The organism is Streptomyces sp. NPDC058257 (genome assembly GCF_042881845.1).
GTDB lineage: Bacteria > Actinomycetota > Actinomycetes > Streptomycetales > Streptomycetaceae > Streptomyces.
Genome location: NZ_JBHVXJ010000003.1, coordinates 415,117 through 429,052 on the forward strand (window position 1 = coordinate 415,117; position 13,936 = coordinate 429,052).

Consider the following 13,936-nt stretch of genomic DNA (forward strand, 5'->3'; position numbering starts at 1 on the left):
TCAGCTGGGGGTGACGGCGGCTGCCAGCCCGTGGGGGTTCGGGATCTTGCCGGGGCCCTGGCTGGGCCAGTCGCTCGGGGACGGACTACGCCAGTCCTCGCGTCGCTCCTCGCGCCAGCTCCCGTCGCGGCACACGTAGGAACGGGTGCGGGTGCTGAGTTCCCATTCACCCTCGTCCACGCAGGGCTCCTTCGGTTGAGGCGGGATACGCCATTGCCACCGCCACCGGCCACCAGCCTGCTCGCACCTCACTCGCGAACCGTGCCGGGTCTCGCCCGCCTTGCCCCGCTCGCTCGACCGGCAACTGGGGTTGGCCCAAACCCACTTCGCGTCCTTCTCCGGGGTCATGGTCACCGTGGGCAGCGGGCCGGGCTGTTGCGGGCAGCCGGTGGACGTCGCGCTCGGCGGCGGCTGCTCGGTACCCGCCCAGACGCACAGCATCCCTCCCTCACCCCGGGACTCGCCGGCGGAGGGCTCGGCGGCCCCGCTCCCACATGCCGTGATCAGCACCATGGCGCCGGAGCTGAACAAGACGCCGAGTATCCTTCTCCGCCTCCGCCTCATGCGGGACACGCCATTCGTGACGATTGCGCGTACGGGCTGGTTCGCCACCGCTTGAGGCGACCAGCGTGCGTCCTCCTGCATGAACGGGACCTCGCCTGAGTAGGTCCCCCGCCCGGACGCCCCGAGACTGGCAGCCGTCACGGCCCGGAGGGGGCCGCACCTCCGCCGCCCAGCGCTGGGGCCAGGGACCGTGGGGCGGCCGGACGGTCAGTCCTGACTCCCGGAAGGGGCTGTGCCCGTGTCGGCGCCGGAACCCCTCGGGAAGGACACCTCGACGCGGCGGTTCTTCCTGCGGCCCTCCTCTGAACCGTTGTCCGCGATCGGATAGTCCTCGCTGTAGCCGCGTACGGAGTACGTGACCTCAGGGCCCAAGTAGCCGGCCATCTTGTCGTGCACGGTCTCCGCGCGTTCGCGCGACAGCTTCTTGCCGTGGCTGTACGAACCGAGGTTGTCCGTGAAGCCGAACACCCGGACGTTCGTCGCCTTTTGGGCCTTCGCCTCCTCGGCGATGGCCTTGATCCGCGCGTTCGCCTCCGGATTCAGCTCGGGACTGTTCTTGGTGAACAACACCTCCGCCTGCAACGCGAACTTCACGTCCGTGTTGGTGTCCTCGCGGCGCTCCTCGCCACCGAGGTCTTCGACCACGGACTTGATGTCAAGCACCTTCGCCGGGGCCAGCGTCGCTCCGTCGGCCAGCTTCAGCCCTGGGCTGTTGGAGTCGACCTCCTGGGGCGATGTGGTGGTCGTGCTGCCTGGGGGTGCGCTGGGGTCGTCGTCAGCGAAGGCGGGGGTGCCTGTCAGGAAGACCAGGGCCGTGAGGGTGGCGGTGGCTGTGGCGAGGGGGCGGGTGCGGGTTCGTGGTCGTGGTCGTGGGTGGGCCATGAGTCACTCGCCCTCTGAGATCTCTATGGGGGCGGGGGGCATGGCACCTACCTGGAAATCGACCTTGGTCGTCTCAGCTGGAGGCGAAGGAAATTGGACGTACCAGTCGGCGGACTGGCCCGCTGCCACCCCTCCCCCGTCGAACTTAGTGCAGAGGCAGCGCCCTTCCGTATCACGAAGGACGAGGTACTTCTTCTTACCCTCTTGATCAACGAGAGCCGCCCCCGCCAAGGAGGCTCCGTTCTTGCGCAACTCCTGCTCATCCCCGCGCCAGTTGTCGGCGATCCAGAACTTTCCGCCGCCGTTCTTGATCTGACCACTGACGGTCAGAAAGCCGCCCTCATCGCGATCAGCAGAGGTGACGGTGAGCGATACGCCATCGTCACCTCGCACCTCGGCCAACACCTTGGCTGTAGTCGGCGCTTGGGGGTCATCCTTGTTCTCGTCGTCCCCACTGTCCTTTGCGGGCTTGGAGGAGGAGTTGCCACCTTCCGACTTGGGCTTGTTGTCCTCCCCTCCTCCGCAGCTGGCCACCATGAGGACCAGCCCAGTAGTGATCGCCACAGCGGTCATTGCCCTGCGGGTCTTTATGATGCGCCGAGTGTTCATCGGTACAGCTTCCTTCTTTCGTCGGTCGCTCATCAGTCGGCCAAGTGGACGGAGAAGAGAACGGACGCGTCCGGGAGATCGGCCAGGTCGAAATCATCCGGATCGATCTCGAAAGAGTCGCCGCCGTCGCACTCAAATTCCACGGCTTTCTCCGGGGCGGCCGCCGGAGCAAGATCGCAGCGCGGCTTGACGATGGCGGTGGCCTCGGCCTGGGCATGCTGAGACTCCGTGCCCGGAATGATCGAGTCACCCACCGTGTAGTTGGTCTCGATCTTCGCCCGGAAACCGGGATAGCCGTTCACTTCTGCCGACCCAAAGCCGATGACAGACGAGTCGTTGTCCGCAGCCAACGCCTCCGCCGCCCCACGGGCACCATCACCCGTGAACTTGTCGCCACCAAGCCAGTCGAGCCATTCGTCACCCTCCCCGATGGATCCCCCCAGACCATCAACGAGTTCGCCCCTGGCATCCTGTGCCGCAGCCAATGCCGCCGCGTCGGCGGCTGATTGCGCGCCATTGCGTGCAGATGCGGCCTGGGCGAAAGCGAAGAACGCAAACGCAACGAAGAGCAGAATCCCCGTCATCCAGATATAGATGGGGAGAGTCTGCCCTCGGTCACTCTGCAGAGCCTGCGGCATCAACCGCCTGTGACGTCGGTAACCGCGTCCCGAATCGCGCCGGAGATCATGCCGTCCAGGCCGATCTGATCGATCAACGTAAAGATCCCCGCGATCAAAATCATCAACCCCGCATACTCCACAAACCCAGCCCCCGCGTCCCGTTCCCTCCCCCGAACCCGGGAAGCCACGGTTACGGTCCAGTCGACCCAGACTCTGAGTACGCGATCTTTCAGCACGATGGCCCCTTCTCTCCCACCCGATACACGAACTGTCGGCACAATCAATTCCGACGTCGCTGTCGTCATAGGCAACGTACGCGAGATCACGTGACCCATCAGCCACTCTCCGCAACCAATGCCGTTTGAGACGCGCAAGTTGGCGAGTTCCCTTCCCCGGTGGCGAGGTCATCACGCACCCCGGAGGCGTGTGGCAGAGATCCGTGACCGAGCGGTCGGCGACTCGATGCGTTCCACGACTTCCCCTCCAGTGAATACCGTGAACTCGCCTTTTGCAAAGGTAAGTTGCGGGAGCAGGACCCCGATGGGGCCGCCCCCGGGGTCATAGCACCCTTCCCGCCCTTCGAGTGACTGTCCCACATCAGGTTGCAGCCGCGAAGAGGTTTCGCTGAGTGGCTTGATATCTGCTCCCGCCGCGAGGCGCACCGTACTGCTCCGAGCGCCGCCCACCGCATCGATCACAGCACCCCTCACTTCCCCAGGATCGAGCCGAAGTCCGACCCCGAGCCGAGGAACATGCCCGCCGCGATCAGGATCATCGTGGCCGGAAGCATGAAGACCAGCGTCACCATCGTCGCCTTGGGGATCGTCTTGGCCGCCCTGCGGCGTGAGTTCTGGGCGTCCGTGCGCCTCATGTCCGTGGCCAGTTGGATGAGGGTGTCCGCGATGGGCGAGCCCAGTTCCTCGCCCTGTTGCAGCGCCGAGACGAACTGCGACACCTGCTCCGACGCGTTCCTGCGGCGCAGTTCGTCGAACGCCTGGCGGCGGCTGACCCCCATGTCCATCTGGCGCAACGTGATCCTCAACTCGTCCGCCCAGGGCCCCTCGTAGCGCTCCGCCACCCGGTCGAGCGCCTGGCGGAAGCCGAGGCCCGCCGATACCACCACCGCGAGTACGTCCAGGAAGTCCGGCAGCGTGCGGTCGATGACCTCGCGGCGTTCCCGTATCGCCTGCCAGATCAGCGCGTCCGCCGCCATCACTCCGAAAGCGAGAGTGAGCAGGCCGAAGAGCGGGGAGCCGTTCGAGAGGAAGACCAGGCCCATCACTACGCCGAAGAGGCCGTACACCGCCCGGCGTGCCGCGTAGCGGTCGATCGTCAGGCCTCCCGGGTTGCCCGCCATGTCGATCCTGCGGCGCTTGGCGTCCACCCGTTTCGGGCCCATCAGGCGCAGGACGAGCGGCGCGAAGCGCATGCCCAGGCGGTCCACCGCCGAGCCCGCCGTCGAGACGCGCGTGGCTCCGATCTCCAGAGCTATCGCCAGGTCCGAGGGGAGCTTCACCTCCGCGCGGTACATGCGTACGCCTTGGCAGACGCCTGCCACCGCGAGTCCCATCACCCCTGCCAGAGCCAGTGCCAGCAACGTAGATCCCCTCCCCTCTGTTGTCTGTTGTCTCTTGCTCTCTTGTCTCTTCTCTCGTTTCTCGTCTCTCTGTTTTCTAGACTTCGATCTTGCCCAGGCGTCTGATCACGAAGAAGCCCACCGCGTACAGGCCCAGTGAGATCAGGATCAGCATCTGTCCCACCGGGGAGCCCGTCACCCTCGCCAGGGCGCCCTCATTGGAGGAATTGATCAGGAGCAGGGAGCCCAGGCCCAGGAGCGGGACCGTGAACGCCGTCGCGTGGACCTCCGAGAGCATCGTGCGGACCTCCCTGCGGGTCTCTTTTCGGTCCTCGAGGGTCTGGGTGAGGTTCCGCAGGGAGTTCACCACCGAGCCGCCCGCCTTGTTGGAGAGCACCAGGGTCGTCACGAGGACTATCAGTTCGCGGGACGGGAGGCGTTGCGCCAGTTCTCCCAGGGTGTCGTCGATCGAGCGGCCCATGCTCAACTGGTCCGCCACCATGGAGAGTTCCTCCCCGGCGGGGGCCTCCAGTTCCTCCGCCGCCATGGCCAGTGACGTGCGTAGCGCCAGGCCTGCCGCTGTCGCGTTCGCCAGGATGCGCGCTACGTCCGGGAGTTGGTTGATAAACGCTTCGATCCGCTTCTGGCGTTGCCAGTTGAGGAAGACCACCGCGCTCCATATGGCCACGATTCCCGCGATCGGGCCGAAGAACGGGGCCAGGGTCGCCGCAGCCATCAGCCAGAGCGCGGCGACTACCGCCACGACGTAGACGAAGAACTCGCCCGCCGTCAGGTCCAGTCCCGTCGCCGAGAGGCGCAGGTGGATGGAGCGGCCCAGGCGCGTGCGGCGCAGGCGTCGGTCCACTGCCGAGAAGCGGCGGCCCCGGCCGCCGGGGTCGCCCTTGCCGGGGCCGATCGACAGGCGGTCGACCAGTGCCTGGCGCTGGGCGCGCCCCGACGCGTACGTGTGGACTCCCGCGACGGCGAGTGTGCCTGTCAGGATCGTGGCGCCGAGAGCCAGGAGGGCGGCTTGGTTCGCCATCAGACGGTGGCCTCTCTCGTACGCGCCCTCGTACGCGCCCTCGTACTCCGCCTCATCCGCACACACGCCCTCGTGCCCATCCGCGCACACGCCCTCGTGCTCATCCGATCGCCTCTCGTGTGTTCAGTACGTCGATGGCCTGCGTCACGCCGAAGCCGGGCGGCACCGGCTCGCCCGCCAAGTAGAGGCGCTCCGCGACGGAGCGTGGCAGCGGCAGGTGCTCGAAGTAGCCCTGCACGCGGCGGTCCGATCCCCCGCCGCCCGGCTGGCTCGGCACGAAGCGGGTCGCCGGGGCGATCCGGAACTGTTCGCGGCCGTGCGAGACGAGGAGGACGATCTCGGCGACCTTGCGGGAGCCGTCCGCGTGCCTGGCCAGCTGGACGACCACGTCCACCGCCGAGTTGATCTGGTCCTTCAGGGCCTCGAAGGGGATCTGGACCTCCGACATCGAACCGAGGGTCTGGAGGCGCATCAGCGCGTCCTCCGCCGTGTTGGCGTGGACCGTGGCCAGGGAGCCGTCGTGGCCCGTCGACATCGCCTGGAGCATGTCGAGCGTCTCGCCGCCTCGGACCTCACCGACGATGATGCGGTCGGGGCGCATACGGAGGCTGTTGCGGACCAGGTCGCGGATGGTGATCTGGCCCTTGCCCTCGACGTTCGGGGGGCGGGATTCGAGGCGGATCACGTGGTCCTGCTGGAGTTGCAGTTCGGCCGAGTCCTCGATGGTGATGATGCGCTCGTGGGCCGGGAGGAGGCCGGAGAGCGCGTTGAGGAGCGTCGTCTTTCCGGAGCCCGTGCCGCCGCTGACGATGATGTTGAAGCGGGCCCGGACGAACGCGGAGAGCAGGAGCAGCATGTGCTCGTCGAGCGAGCCGAGGCCGATGAGCTCGTGCAGCGTGTACGCGCGGGGGAAGCGGCGGATGGTGAGCGTCGGGCCGGTGAGGGCGAGCGGCGGGATGATCACGTTCACTCGCTCGCCGGTGGGCAGGCGGGCGTCGACCATCGGGTTCGACTCGTCCACGCGGCGGTTGACCGTGGAGACGATGCGTTCGATGGTCTGCATGAGCTGGTCGTTCGACGCGAAGCGCAGCGGGAGTTGTTCGACGCGTCCGGCGCGTTCGACGAAGATCGAGTCCGGGCCGTTGACCATGATTTCCGTGATGGAGGGGTCGGCGAGGAGCGGTTCGAGTACGCCGAGTCCCAGGGCCTCGTCCACGACGCGGCGGATGAGCTGGGAGCGCTCCGAGGTCGAGAGGACCGGGCCCTCTCGGCTGATGATGTGGCCCATGACGCGTTCCAGGCGGACCCTGCGGTCCGCCGTGGTGAGGGACGACATCTCGGCGAGGTCGATCTCTTCGAGGAGCTTGGAGCGGTAGACGGCCACGAGGCCGTCGTCGCGGCTGGGGCCGCCGCCCTTGCCGGGGTCGTTCGGGGTCGCTACGCGGTCGCGGAGGCTCATTTCTTCTCTCTCAGCTCCCGTCTTCGGCGTCGTCGTTGGGCATGGTGGCCGACTTCGCGACGGACCAGCCGGCGTCCACGAAGGGCAGGAGGGTGGGGACTTGGACGGTGACCTCCGCCGTCGTCGTGGTGCCGCCCCCGCTGAGGGCGACCTGGGCGTCGAGGCTGCCGTCCATCGCCGCCAGGCCCGCGGCCTCGCCGCCCTCGCCCTGCGATGCGACACGCGCTGCCGCGCGGGCGCCGGAACCTGCCTGGTTGACGGCGTAGCCGACCAGGCCGAGCTGGATGGTGGCCAGGCCTATGAGGAGCAGGATGGGCAGGAAACCGGCGAATTCGAGCATGGATACGCCCTGGTCGTTCCAGGGGCGGTTCCTTCTCTGTCCTTGCCTACGGGGGCTCTGCCTACGGAGGCTCTGTCCCCGAGGGCTCTGCCTACGGAGGCTCTGTCCCCGAGGGCTCTGCCTACGGCGGCTCTGTCCCCGGGGGCCCTGTCCCCGAGGGCCTTGTCCCCGGGAGCAGAGCCCCCCGGAGCAGAGCCACCCGGAGTAGAGCCACCCGGAGCAGAGCCACCCGGAGCAGAGCCACCCGGAGCAGAGCCCCCCGGAGCCATCCAGCCCGCCCGGCGTGCGAGGACGAACTCGGCGGAGCCGGTGATCGGCGGTGCGCGCGAGCCGGTGGCAGCCCCTCACCCGTCCTCCCCCTCCTTCGCCGCGCCCGCCTCCCCGCTCACCGACCAGCCCGTGTCGATCCCGGGGAAGAACAGCGGGACATCCGCGTCCACGTGGGCCTTCCACACCGCGCCGTCGTCCGTGCAGGCCACCGTCGCGCCCTGCCACGCCGACGGCAGATGCTCCTTCGCGGCGGCCGTGCACGCCGCCGCTCCGCCCTCGCCCACCGCGTACGCCGCCGTCGCCGCGCGCGCCGCCTCGTCCGCGGCGTTGCCCGCGAGGGAGAACGTGTAGCCGTACAGCGCGCACTGCCACAGGAGCCCCATCACGGCGAGCAGGAGGGGGAACATTCCTGCGAACTCCAGAGTCACGGCGCCCCGGTCGCTCCCGGCGGCCCGCTTCCGGAGCGCCAGTGCGCCGCCCCGCTTGCTCCCGCCGGACGCCGCCGGGTCCACCAGGCCCAGCTCGCCCGCCAGCGCCCACAGCGCCTGTTTCACCGAGGACTTGCTGTCGAGGTCCTGCATGCGGCCCGCGTCGACCGCACCCTGAAGCTCCTTGAAGTTCGCGGGGATGGTCGTACGGGCCACCCTCGTACCCGTCACCCGTTCCACCAGGGAGGGCTGGATGTCCGCCGCCTTGCCGTGGCGGTTGACGACCGTGAGTGTCTCCTCCGCCTTGCGGATCTGGAGCCGGTCCCACAGGCGCACCATGCGCTTGGCGGCGCGTACGCAGACGACGTCCGGGGTGACCAGGAGGATGGCCTGGTCGGCGAGTTCGATGGCGGCCGCGCTGGCGCCGGTGACGTACGTACCGCAGTCGACCAGTACGACGTCGTAGCGGGTGCGCAGGGCGCTGAGCGTCTGGCGTGCCACCCGGTCGGTGATCTCCTCGCCCTGTTCGCCCTCGCCGGGGGCGAGGAGGAGGCCGATGCCGGTCTCGTGGGTGTAGACGGCGTCCTGGAGGACGCGGGGCGTGATGTCGGTGATCGTGGCGAGGTCGGCGATGGAGCGGCGGAACTGTACGTCCAGGTAGGAGGAGACGTCCCCGGACTGCAGGTCCAGGTCGAGGAGGGCGACGCTGCGGCCGGAGGCGCGGGCCGCGAGGGCGAGCTGCACGGTGGCGAGGGTCGTCCCCACACCTCCCTTGGCCCCGCTCACCGCGACGACGTGCCCGCCGCCCGGGGTCTCCCCCTGCCCGGCGTAGAGCTCCATGCCCGCGCTGCCGAGGTGCCTGCGCATGCCCGCCGACCAGGCCGCCGCCGCGTGCACCCGCTCGGCGAGCGCGTCGTAGTCGAGCGGGAAGCCGACGATGCCGCGTGCGCCGGAGTCCATCGCGGCGGTCAGCAGGCCCGGACTCGTGTCGGCGGTGATCAGGACGACGCCGACCGCCGGGAAGCGCAGGACCAGGTCGCGGATCAGGTCCAGGGCCGGGACGGGGCCGATGCGCTCATGGATGAGGACCACTTCGGGGAGCTCGTCCAGGGACTCCGCGGCGAGCCTCGCCAGGGTGTCGAGGAGAGCGGTCGAATCCGCTACGGGGAGGGCGGGCTCGGCCTCCGGCAGTTGCCCGATCAGCGTCGAGAGGGCTCGGGCTGCGTCCATGTCCCCTACGGCGGGGAGGATGCGGGTTGTCATACGACGCTCCCGGGGTCATCGGCACCGGGGCGGATGCCCCGTTCATGCCCGCTCGGCGGTAGGTGCTGACGAACAGGCCTTTCCCGCCCACGCGTCCGGGCGCCCCGCGTCACTTCCCGGACGGACAGACTCTCCCCGCCCACCCTCCCGAGCTCCCGGCAGCGCGGAGTGCTCGGGAGGGCGGGCGGAGATCCGCCGCGCTGCGGCGGTACAGACGTGCGTCGCCTCATCCGCGGGGCCCCCTACTTGTCCTCGTCGAGTGTGTAAGTCCTGTCACCCCGCGGGATGGCGCTCTCCTCGCCCTGTCCGACGAGGGCGAGCCGCACATGCGTGGCGAACGACTCCGCGTACGCGACGCGCTGCGCGTCCGCCGTGTCGAGGGCGAACGTGATCGGCACGGCCTCCGTCGCCGTACGCCGGCTGCTGCGGTCGTCCTGCTCCGGGTCGAGCGCCGTCAGCTTGCCCACGTCGATCACCTTCGCGGACTCGACGATGACCTTCGACTGGTCCTTGGCGTTGTCGGTCTCGCCCTTGAAGGTGGCGTAGATGTTCACCGTCGCGCCCGGCGTGATCTTGCCCGCGACGCCGGTCGCCGCATCGATCATGATCGCGATCTCCTGCTGCCCCGGGTCGAGTTCGGGACGGTTGACGATCATGTCCGTCTGGAGCAGCGAACCCTTCCGCAGCTCCGTCACCGCGATCTTGCCGCGCACCTGGCGGAGGTCGGTGACCGCGTTGTCCGAGAGCCAGCGCTCCGGCATCTCGACCTTCTCGAACTGGTCCGCGCTCAGTTCCTTGTAGGGGGCGATGTCCCCCTTCAGCTTGTACGCGGCCACCTCGGGCCCCACCTTCGAGTTCACGTCCCGGATCACCGACAGGACGCCCGCGAACGCGCCGAACGCGGCCAGGACCGACAGGACCAGCAGGATGACGCCGCGGCGCTGGCGTGAGTTCATGAACCGGACTACCTCGATCGGGTGCGGATGGCTACGGACAGTGATCGGTGTGGTGCGTGTTCAGTTCGGGTTCGTACCCAACCGGGCCGGGCCCTACGTCCCGCCTCGCGGCAGCGCACGTACGGCGGAGGCAGTGGGAGAGGCGGCGGCCGAAGCGGGTGCCGCCCGTTCAGGAGGCGGCGGCAGTGGCGCGGCGCAGAAGCCGCAGCGGTCGCCGATGAGTTCCAGTCCGCACCAGTGGCAGTCGTCCCGCCTGACGGACGACACCAGTTGATAGAGCACGGAGATGTCGGGGATCGCCGCGGCGAACTCGACGAGCTTGCCCGTCGCCCACCAGCGCGCGGACTCACCCGGCAGGCGCGCCTCCGTCACCCCCTGCGTCCGCCATGCCGGGGCGAGCGTCCCGGTGACCCAGTCCGACGCCAGCTGCCCGGTCGCGTACAGCATCTTCGTGCCGAAGCCGGGGCCGGGGAGCGTCGCGTCACCCGCCACCTTGATCAGCTGCGGGCGCGGGGTCGCGAGGACGGCGAACTGGGCTCCGGGCACCCATGACTTGGCGTGCGACTGGAGAGTGACCGGGACGCGGTCCAGCTTCGCCACCGAGCCGAGCAGGGCGCCCGCGTAGATGTAGTGGGAGAGGAGCCGGGACGCCGACGCGAGTACGCCGGGGCTGAAGTCGCAGATCGACAGCTGGCGGAGCTGGAGCGCGAGGACCGCGAGGCCGAGCGGCGGCAGGTCGGGGCGGAGGATCGCGATGCGGTCGCTCTCCAGGACGGAGCGGATCGCGTGCATGCGCTGCACGACGGCGGGCGGCGCCGACGCGGGGCAGAGAACGATCACATAGCCGTGGTGCTCGATGAGCGTGTGCATCTCGGTCAGCGCCTGGTCCAGGGAGTACGTCCGTGACGACTGGACGGCGCTCTGGAGGACGGCCGCGGACGGGGTGTGCCGGTCGGGCGACGGCAGCACCAGGTCGGGGCCTGTGACGGCTATGGCGGTCGGCATGCGTACACCCCCCTGGCTTCGTGCACTTCTGCCTCAGCACCATATCCAGGTCAGTGCCACCTCAACACCCAACTTCCCACTGTTCACATTGAGGTTGGCCGGACTGCCGGGGTCCGGGTGATGCCAGAGGTCTTGACAACTCAATTGGTCTGGACCAGCTTGTACGACCACTGGACCAGGTCGTACGAGGTTGTACGAGCAAGTGAGAGCTCTCCGCATGCCCCAACTCCCCCCACCGGAGGCAGAAGTGGATCACGTACGCGGCAGTACACGCAGGAAGGCAGGGTCGGTCATCGGTCTGGCAACGGCACTCGCCCTGGCGCTCACCGGCCTGCTGACCGGCGGCGCCGACAACGCCGAAGCCGCGAACCGCGCAGTGCCCAAGCACGCGGTGACCGGCTACTGGCAGAACTTCGACAATGGCGCCACGGTGCAGAAGCTGAGCGACGTACAGGACGAATACGACATCATCGCGGTCTCGTTCGCGGACGCGACGAGCACGCCAGGCGAGCTTGCCTTCCATCTCGACTCGGCCGGGCTCGGCGGATACACGGTCGATCAGTTCAAGGCCGACATCAAGGCCAAGAAGGCGGCCGGGAAGTCCGTGATCCTCTCGGTCGGCGGCGAGAAGGGCGCGGTGTCGGTCAGCGACTCGGCGTCCGCGACCGCCTTCGCCGACTCGGCGTACAAACTCATGCAGGAGTACGGCTTCGACGGCGTCGACATCGATCTGGAGAACGGGCTCCACTCGGATTACATGGCGCAGGCGCTGAAGTCCCTCGCCGGAAAGGCCGGTTCCGGGTTCGTCCTGACCATGGCGCCGCAGACGGTCGACATGCAGTCGACGTCGAACGAGTACTTCAAGACGGCGCTCGCCGTGAAGGACATTCTCACGGTCGTCAACATGCAGTACTACAACAGCGGTTCGATGCTTGGCTGCGACGGCAAGGTATACAGCCAGGGAACTGTCGACTTCCTCACCGCGCTCGCCTGCATCCAGCTTGAGGGCGGCCTCTCGCCGTCGCAGGTCGGCATAGGCGTACCGGCCTCCTCGAAGGCGGCGGGCGGCGGCTATGTCTCGCCGTCCGTCGTGAACCAGGCGCTCGACTGCCTGGCGAAGGGCACCAGCTGTGGTTCCTTCAAACCGTCCAAGACGTACCCCGACATCCGGGGCGCGATGGCCTGGTCGACGAACTGGGACGCGGCCGACGGCAGTTCCTGGTCCAAGGCGGTGGGCCCGCACGTCCACGGCCTGTCGTGACGGTTTGTCGTGACGCCCTGTCGTGACGGTTGGTCGTGACGCCCTGTCATAACGGCCTGTCGTAAACGGGCATTCGCCCCGCCACGACCGCAGCGCCGCCGCTCCCCCGGCGGCGCTGCTGCTCCATCGGCCCGGCTCGCCCGCTACCAGGGCAGGTCGCGCACCTGCTGCACGCACAGGACGAGGAAGAGCAGACCGGCCGCCGCGAGCATCACGTTGCTCAGCAGACCGTTGCGCCATTCCTTGGGCGTACGGGAGGTGTTGAGCAGCCAGAGCAGCGTGAGCGCGAGGAACGGCATGAAGAACGCGCCGAGCACGCCGTAGGCGACGACCAGGCCGAACGGCTGGTCGAGGAAGAGCAGGCCCATCGGCGGGAAGGTGAGCCAGAGCAGGTACGCCCGGAAGGGGACCGACTTCTCCCGCTTGCCCGCCGCCACCTCCTTGACCATCTCGTCAGCGCCCTGACCGCCCCCGGTGGCCGTCTCAGTGGCCCTCTCAGCGGCCTTCTCGGCGGCCTTCTCAGTGCCCGACGCGTCACGCTCGCGCTTCAACCGCTCCACGAAGTCCGCGAACATCAGGCTCACTCCGTGCCACACGCCCATCAGGGCCCCGAAGGATGTGGCGAAGAAGCCGATCAGGAAGAGGTTCGCGGTGACCGCGCCGAACTTGTCCTCCAGGACGTTGCCGAGGTCGATGAGGCCCCGGTCGCCGGAGGTGAGCGCGATGTTCGTGGAGTGCAGGAGCTCGGCGCCGATGATCATCATCGCGACGACGAAGACGCCGGTCGTGATGTACGCGACGCGGTTGTCGAGCCGCATGACCCTCAGCCAGCTGATGTCGGTCCAGCCCTTGGAGTTCACCCAGTACCCGTACGCGGCCATGGTGATGGTGCCGCCGACGCCGCCGATCAGGCCGAGCGTGTAGAGCAGCGAACCGTCCGGCAGGGCGGGCACCAGGCCCGCGAAGGCGTTGCCGAGGTCAGGGGCGACGCGGATGGCGACGTACACGACGATCAGGAACTTCATGCCGATGACGATCGTCATGACCTTCTCGAAGACGGCGTACCGGTTGAACCAGACGAAGGCGAGACCGAGCACGCCGCAGAGGATCGCCCAGACCTTCAGGCTCGGCCCGTCCGGGAAGAGCGCGACGAGCGGCAGGGCGCTCGACGACATCGCCGTGGCACCGTAGACGAAGCCCCAGATGACGACGTAGATCGCGAAGTACCAGGTGGTCCACTGCCCGAGGCTGCGCCAGCCCTCGAAGAGGGTGCGCCCGGTGGCCAGGTGCCAGCGGCCCGTCGCCTCGGCGAGCGAGATCTTCACCAGACAGCCGATGATCGCGGCCCACATGAGCGTGTAGCCGAATTTGCTGCCCGCGATCAGTGTCGCGACGAGGTCACCCGCGCCGACGCCGGTAGCGGCGACGACGATGCCTGGGCCGATGTACTTCCAGCTCGGCTTGCGGAGCCGGGGCGCCGCATCTCCGGTGGCAGCGTCACTGCCTGTCGTTTCAGCCATGCCGATCAAGAAACCGCATGGCGGCGCGTGACACAAGGGGTTGGCCGAAGACAGCGTTGACCGGAGCATGCCATGCCTCCACGATGGGGCCGCGCAACCCGCACCGCACACCCCGCAACCCCGCACTCCGTACTCCGCACC

Annotated in this window: 14 protein-coding genes; 1 reads left to right on the forward strand and 13 read right to left on the reverse strand. The window is 68.4% G+C overall.

Annotated elements, in window-relative coordinates; genetic code table 11:
• The 12 genes from ACFVXC_RS10870 to ACFVXC_RS10925 form a co-directional block, all read right to left on the reverse strand.
• Complete coding sequence (locus tag ACFVXC_RS10870) at positions 1-180, reverse strand: hypothetical protein (protein WP_389903808.1); 180 nt, start codon at positions 178-180, stop codon at positions 1-3.
• Positions 181-771: 591 nt separating this feature from the next.
• The gene (locus tag ACFVXC_RS10875) at positions 772-1,446 is read right to left on the reverse strand and encodes an OmpA family protein (RefSeq protein WP_389903811.1); all 675 of its coding nucleotides are present in this window, start codon (positions 1,444-1,446) and stop codon (positions 772-774) included.
• 3 nt (positions 1,447-1,449) lie between these two features.
• Entirely contained in the window at positions 1,450-2,055 is a 606-nt protein-coding gene (locus tag ACFVXC_RS10880) for a hypothetical protein (RefSeq protein WP_389904430.1), read from the reverse strand.
• 32 nt (positions 2,056-2,087) lie between these two features.
• Positions 2,088-2,693 (reverse strand): pilus assembly protein TadG-related protein, encoded by a 606-nt coding sequence (locus ACFVXC_RS10885; RefSeq protein WP_389903813.1) that lies wholly within the window; start codon positions 2,691-2,693, stop codon positions 2,088-2,090.
• Positions 2,693-3,010: a hypothetical protein gene (locus ACFVXC_RS10890; protein WP_389904475.1), complete on the reverse strand. Its 318-nt coding sequence runs from the start codon at positions 3,008-3,010 to the stop codon at positions 2,693-2,695. The genes ACFVXC_RS10885 and ACFVXC_RS10890 overlap by 1 nt, the downstream gene beginning before the upstream one ends.
• 371 nt (positions 3,011-3,381) lie before the next feature.
• On the reverse strand, positions 3,382-4,272 hold the full coding sequence (locus tag ACFVXC_RS10895) for a DUF5936 domain-containing protein (protein WP_389903815.1): 891 nt from the start codon (positions 4,270-4,272) through the stop codon (positions 3,382-3,384).
• A 76-nt stretch (positions 4,273-4,348) separates the two neighbouring features.
• On the reverse strand, positions 4,349-5,293 hold the full coding sequence (locus ACFVXC_RS10900) for a type II secretion system F family protein (protein WP_389903818.1): 945 nt from the start codon (positions 5,291-5,293) through the stop codon (positions 4,349-4,351).
• Positions 5,294-5,393: 100 nt separating this feature from the next.
• Positions 5,394-6,752, reverse strand: coding sequence for a CpaF family protein (locus ACFVXC_RS10905; protein WP_389903820.1), 1,359 nt, complete (start codon positions 6,750-6,752; stop codon positions 5,394-5,396).
• 10 nt (positions 6,753-6,762) lie between these two features.
• Positions 6,763-7,092 carry a TadE/TadG family type IV pilus assembly protein gene (locus ACFVXC_RS10910; protein WP_389903822.1) on the reverse strand — a complete coding sequence of 110 codons (330 nt, stop codon included), beginning with the start codon at positions 7,090-7,092 and terminating at the stop codon, positions 6,763-6,765.
• 344 nt (positions 7,093-7,436) lie between these two features.
• Positions 7,437-9,053 (reverse strand): CpaE family protein, encoded by a 1,617-nt coding sequence (locus ACFVXC_RS10915; RefSeq protein ID WP_389903824.1) that lies wholly within the window; start codon positions 9,051-9,053, stop codon positions 7,437-7,439.
• Positions 9,054-9,295: 242 nt separating this feature from the next.
• Positions 9,296-10,009, reverse strand: coding sequence for a Flp pilus assembly protein CpaB (gene cpaB / locus ACFVXC_RS10920; protein ID WP_389903827.1), 714 nt, complete (start codon positions 10,007-10,009; stop codon positions 9,296-9,298).
• A 93-nt stretch (positions 10,010-10,102) separates the two neighbouring features.
• Positions 10,103-11,014, reverse strand: a complete 912-nt coding sequence (locus ACFVXC_RS10925) for a hypothetical protein (protein ID WP_389903830.1) — start codon at positions 11,012-11,014, stop codon at positions 10,103-10,105.
• Between the two features lie 247 nt (positions 11,015-11,261).
• Here ACFVXC_RS10925 and ACFVXC_RS10930 point away from each other — a divergent pair, with 247 nt between their 5' ends.
• On the forward strand, positions 11,262-12,275 hold the full coding sequence (locus tag ACFVXC_RS10930; protein ID WP_389903831.1) for a chitinase: 1,014 nt from the start codon (positions 11,262-11,264) through the stop codon (positions 12,273-12,275).
• A 143-nt stretch (positions 12,276-12,418) separates the two neighbouring features.
• On the opposite strand, the gene ACFVXC_RS10935 is transcribed toward ACFVXC_RS10930, so the two are convergent.
• Positions 12,419-13,795, reverse strand: a complete 1,377-nt coding sequence (locus ACFVXC_RS10935; protein WP_389903834.1) for an Nramp family divalent metal transporter — start codon at positions 13,793-13,795, stop codon at positions 12,419-12,421.
• Positions 13,796-13,936 lie beyond the last annotated feature (141 nt).

Bases quoted from the DNA above. Each gene is read 5' to 3' on its own strand.
- ACFVXC_RS10875 (WP_389903811.1), bottom strand. From the start codon at position 1,446: ATGGCCCACCCACGACCACGACCACGAACCCGCACCCGCCCCCTCGCC.
- ACFVXC_RS10880 (WP_389904430.1), bottom strand. From the start codon at position 2,055: ATGAACACTCGGCGCATCATAAAGACCCGCAGGGCAATGACCGCTGTG.
- ACFVXC_RS10885 (WP_389903813.1), bottom strand. From the start codon at position 2,693: ATGCCGCAGGCTCTGCAGAGTGACCGAGGGCAGACTCTCCCCATCTAT.
- ACFVXC_RS10890 (WP_389904475.1), bottom strand. From the start codon at position 3,010: ATGGGTCACGTGATCTCGCGTACGTTGCCTATGACGACAGCGACGTCG.
- ACFVXC_RS10900 (WP_389903818.1), bottom strand. From the start codon at position 5,293: ATGGCGAACCAAGCCGCCCTCCTGGCTCTCGGCGCCACGATCCTGACA.
- ACFVXC_RS10905 (WP_389903820.1), bottom strand. From the start codon at position 6,752: ATGAGCCTCCGCGACCGCGTAGCGACCCCGAACGACCCCGGCAAGGGC.
- ACFVXC_RS10910 (WP_389903822.1), bottom strand. From the start codon at position 7,092: ATGCTCGAATTCGCCGGTTTCCTGCCCATCCTGCTCCTCATAGGCCTG.
- ACFVXC_RS10915 (WP_389903824.1), bottom strand. From the start codon at position 9,053: ATGACAACCCGCATCCTCCCCGCCGTAGGGGACATGGACGCAGCCCGA.
- cpaB (WP_389903827.1), bottom strand. From the start codon at position 10,009: ATGAACTCACGCCAGCGCCGCGGCGTCATCCTGCTGGTCCTGTCGGTC.
- ACFVXC_RS10925 (WP_389903830.1), bottom strand. From the start codon at position 11,014: ATGCCGACCGCCATAGCCGTCACAGGCCCCGACCTGGTGCTGCCGTCG.
- ACFVXC_RS10935 (WP_389903834.1), bottom strand. From the start codon at position 13,795: ATGGCTGAAACGACAGGCAGTGACGCTGCCACCGGAGATGCGGCGCCC.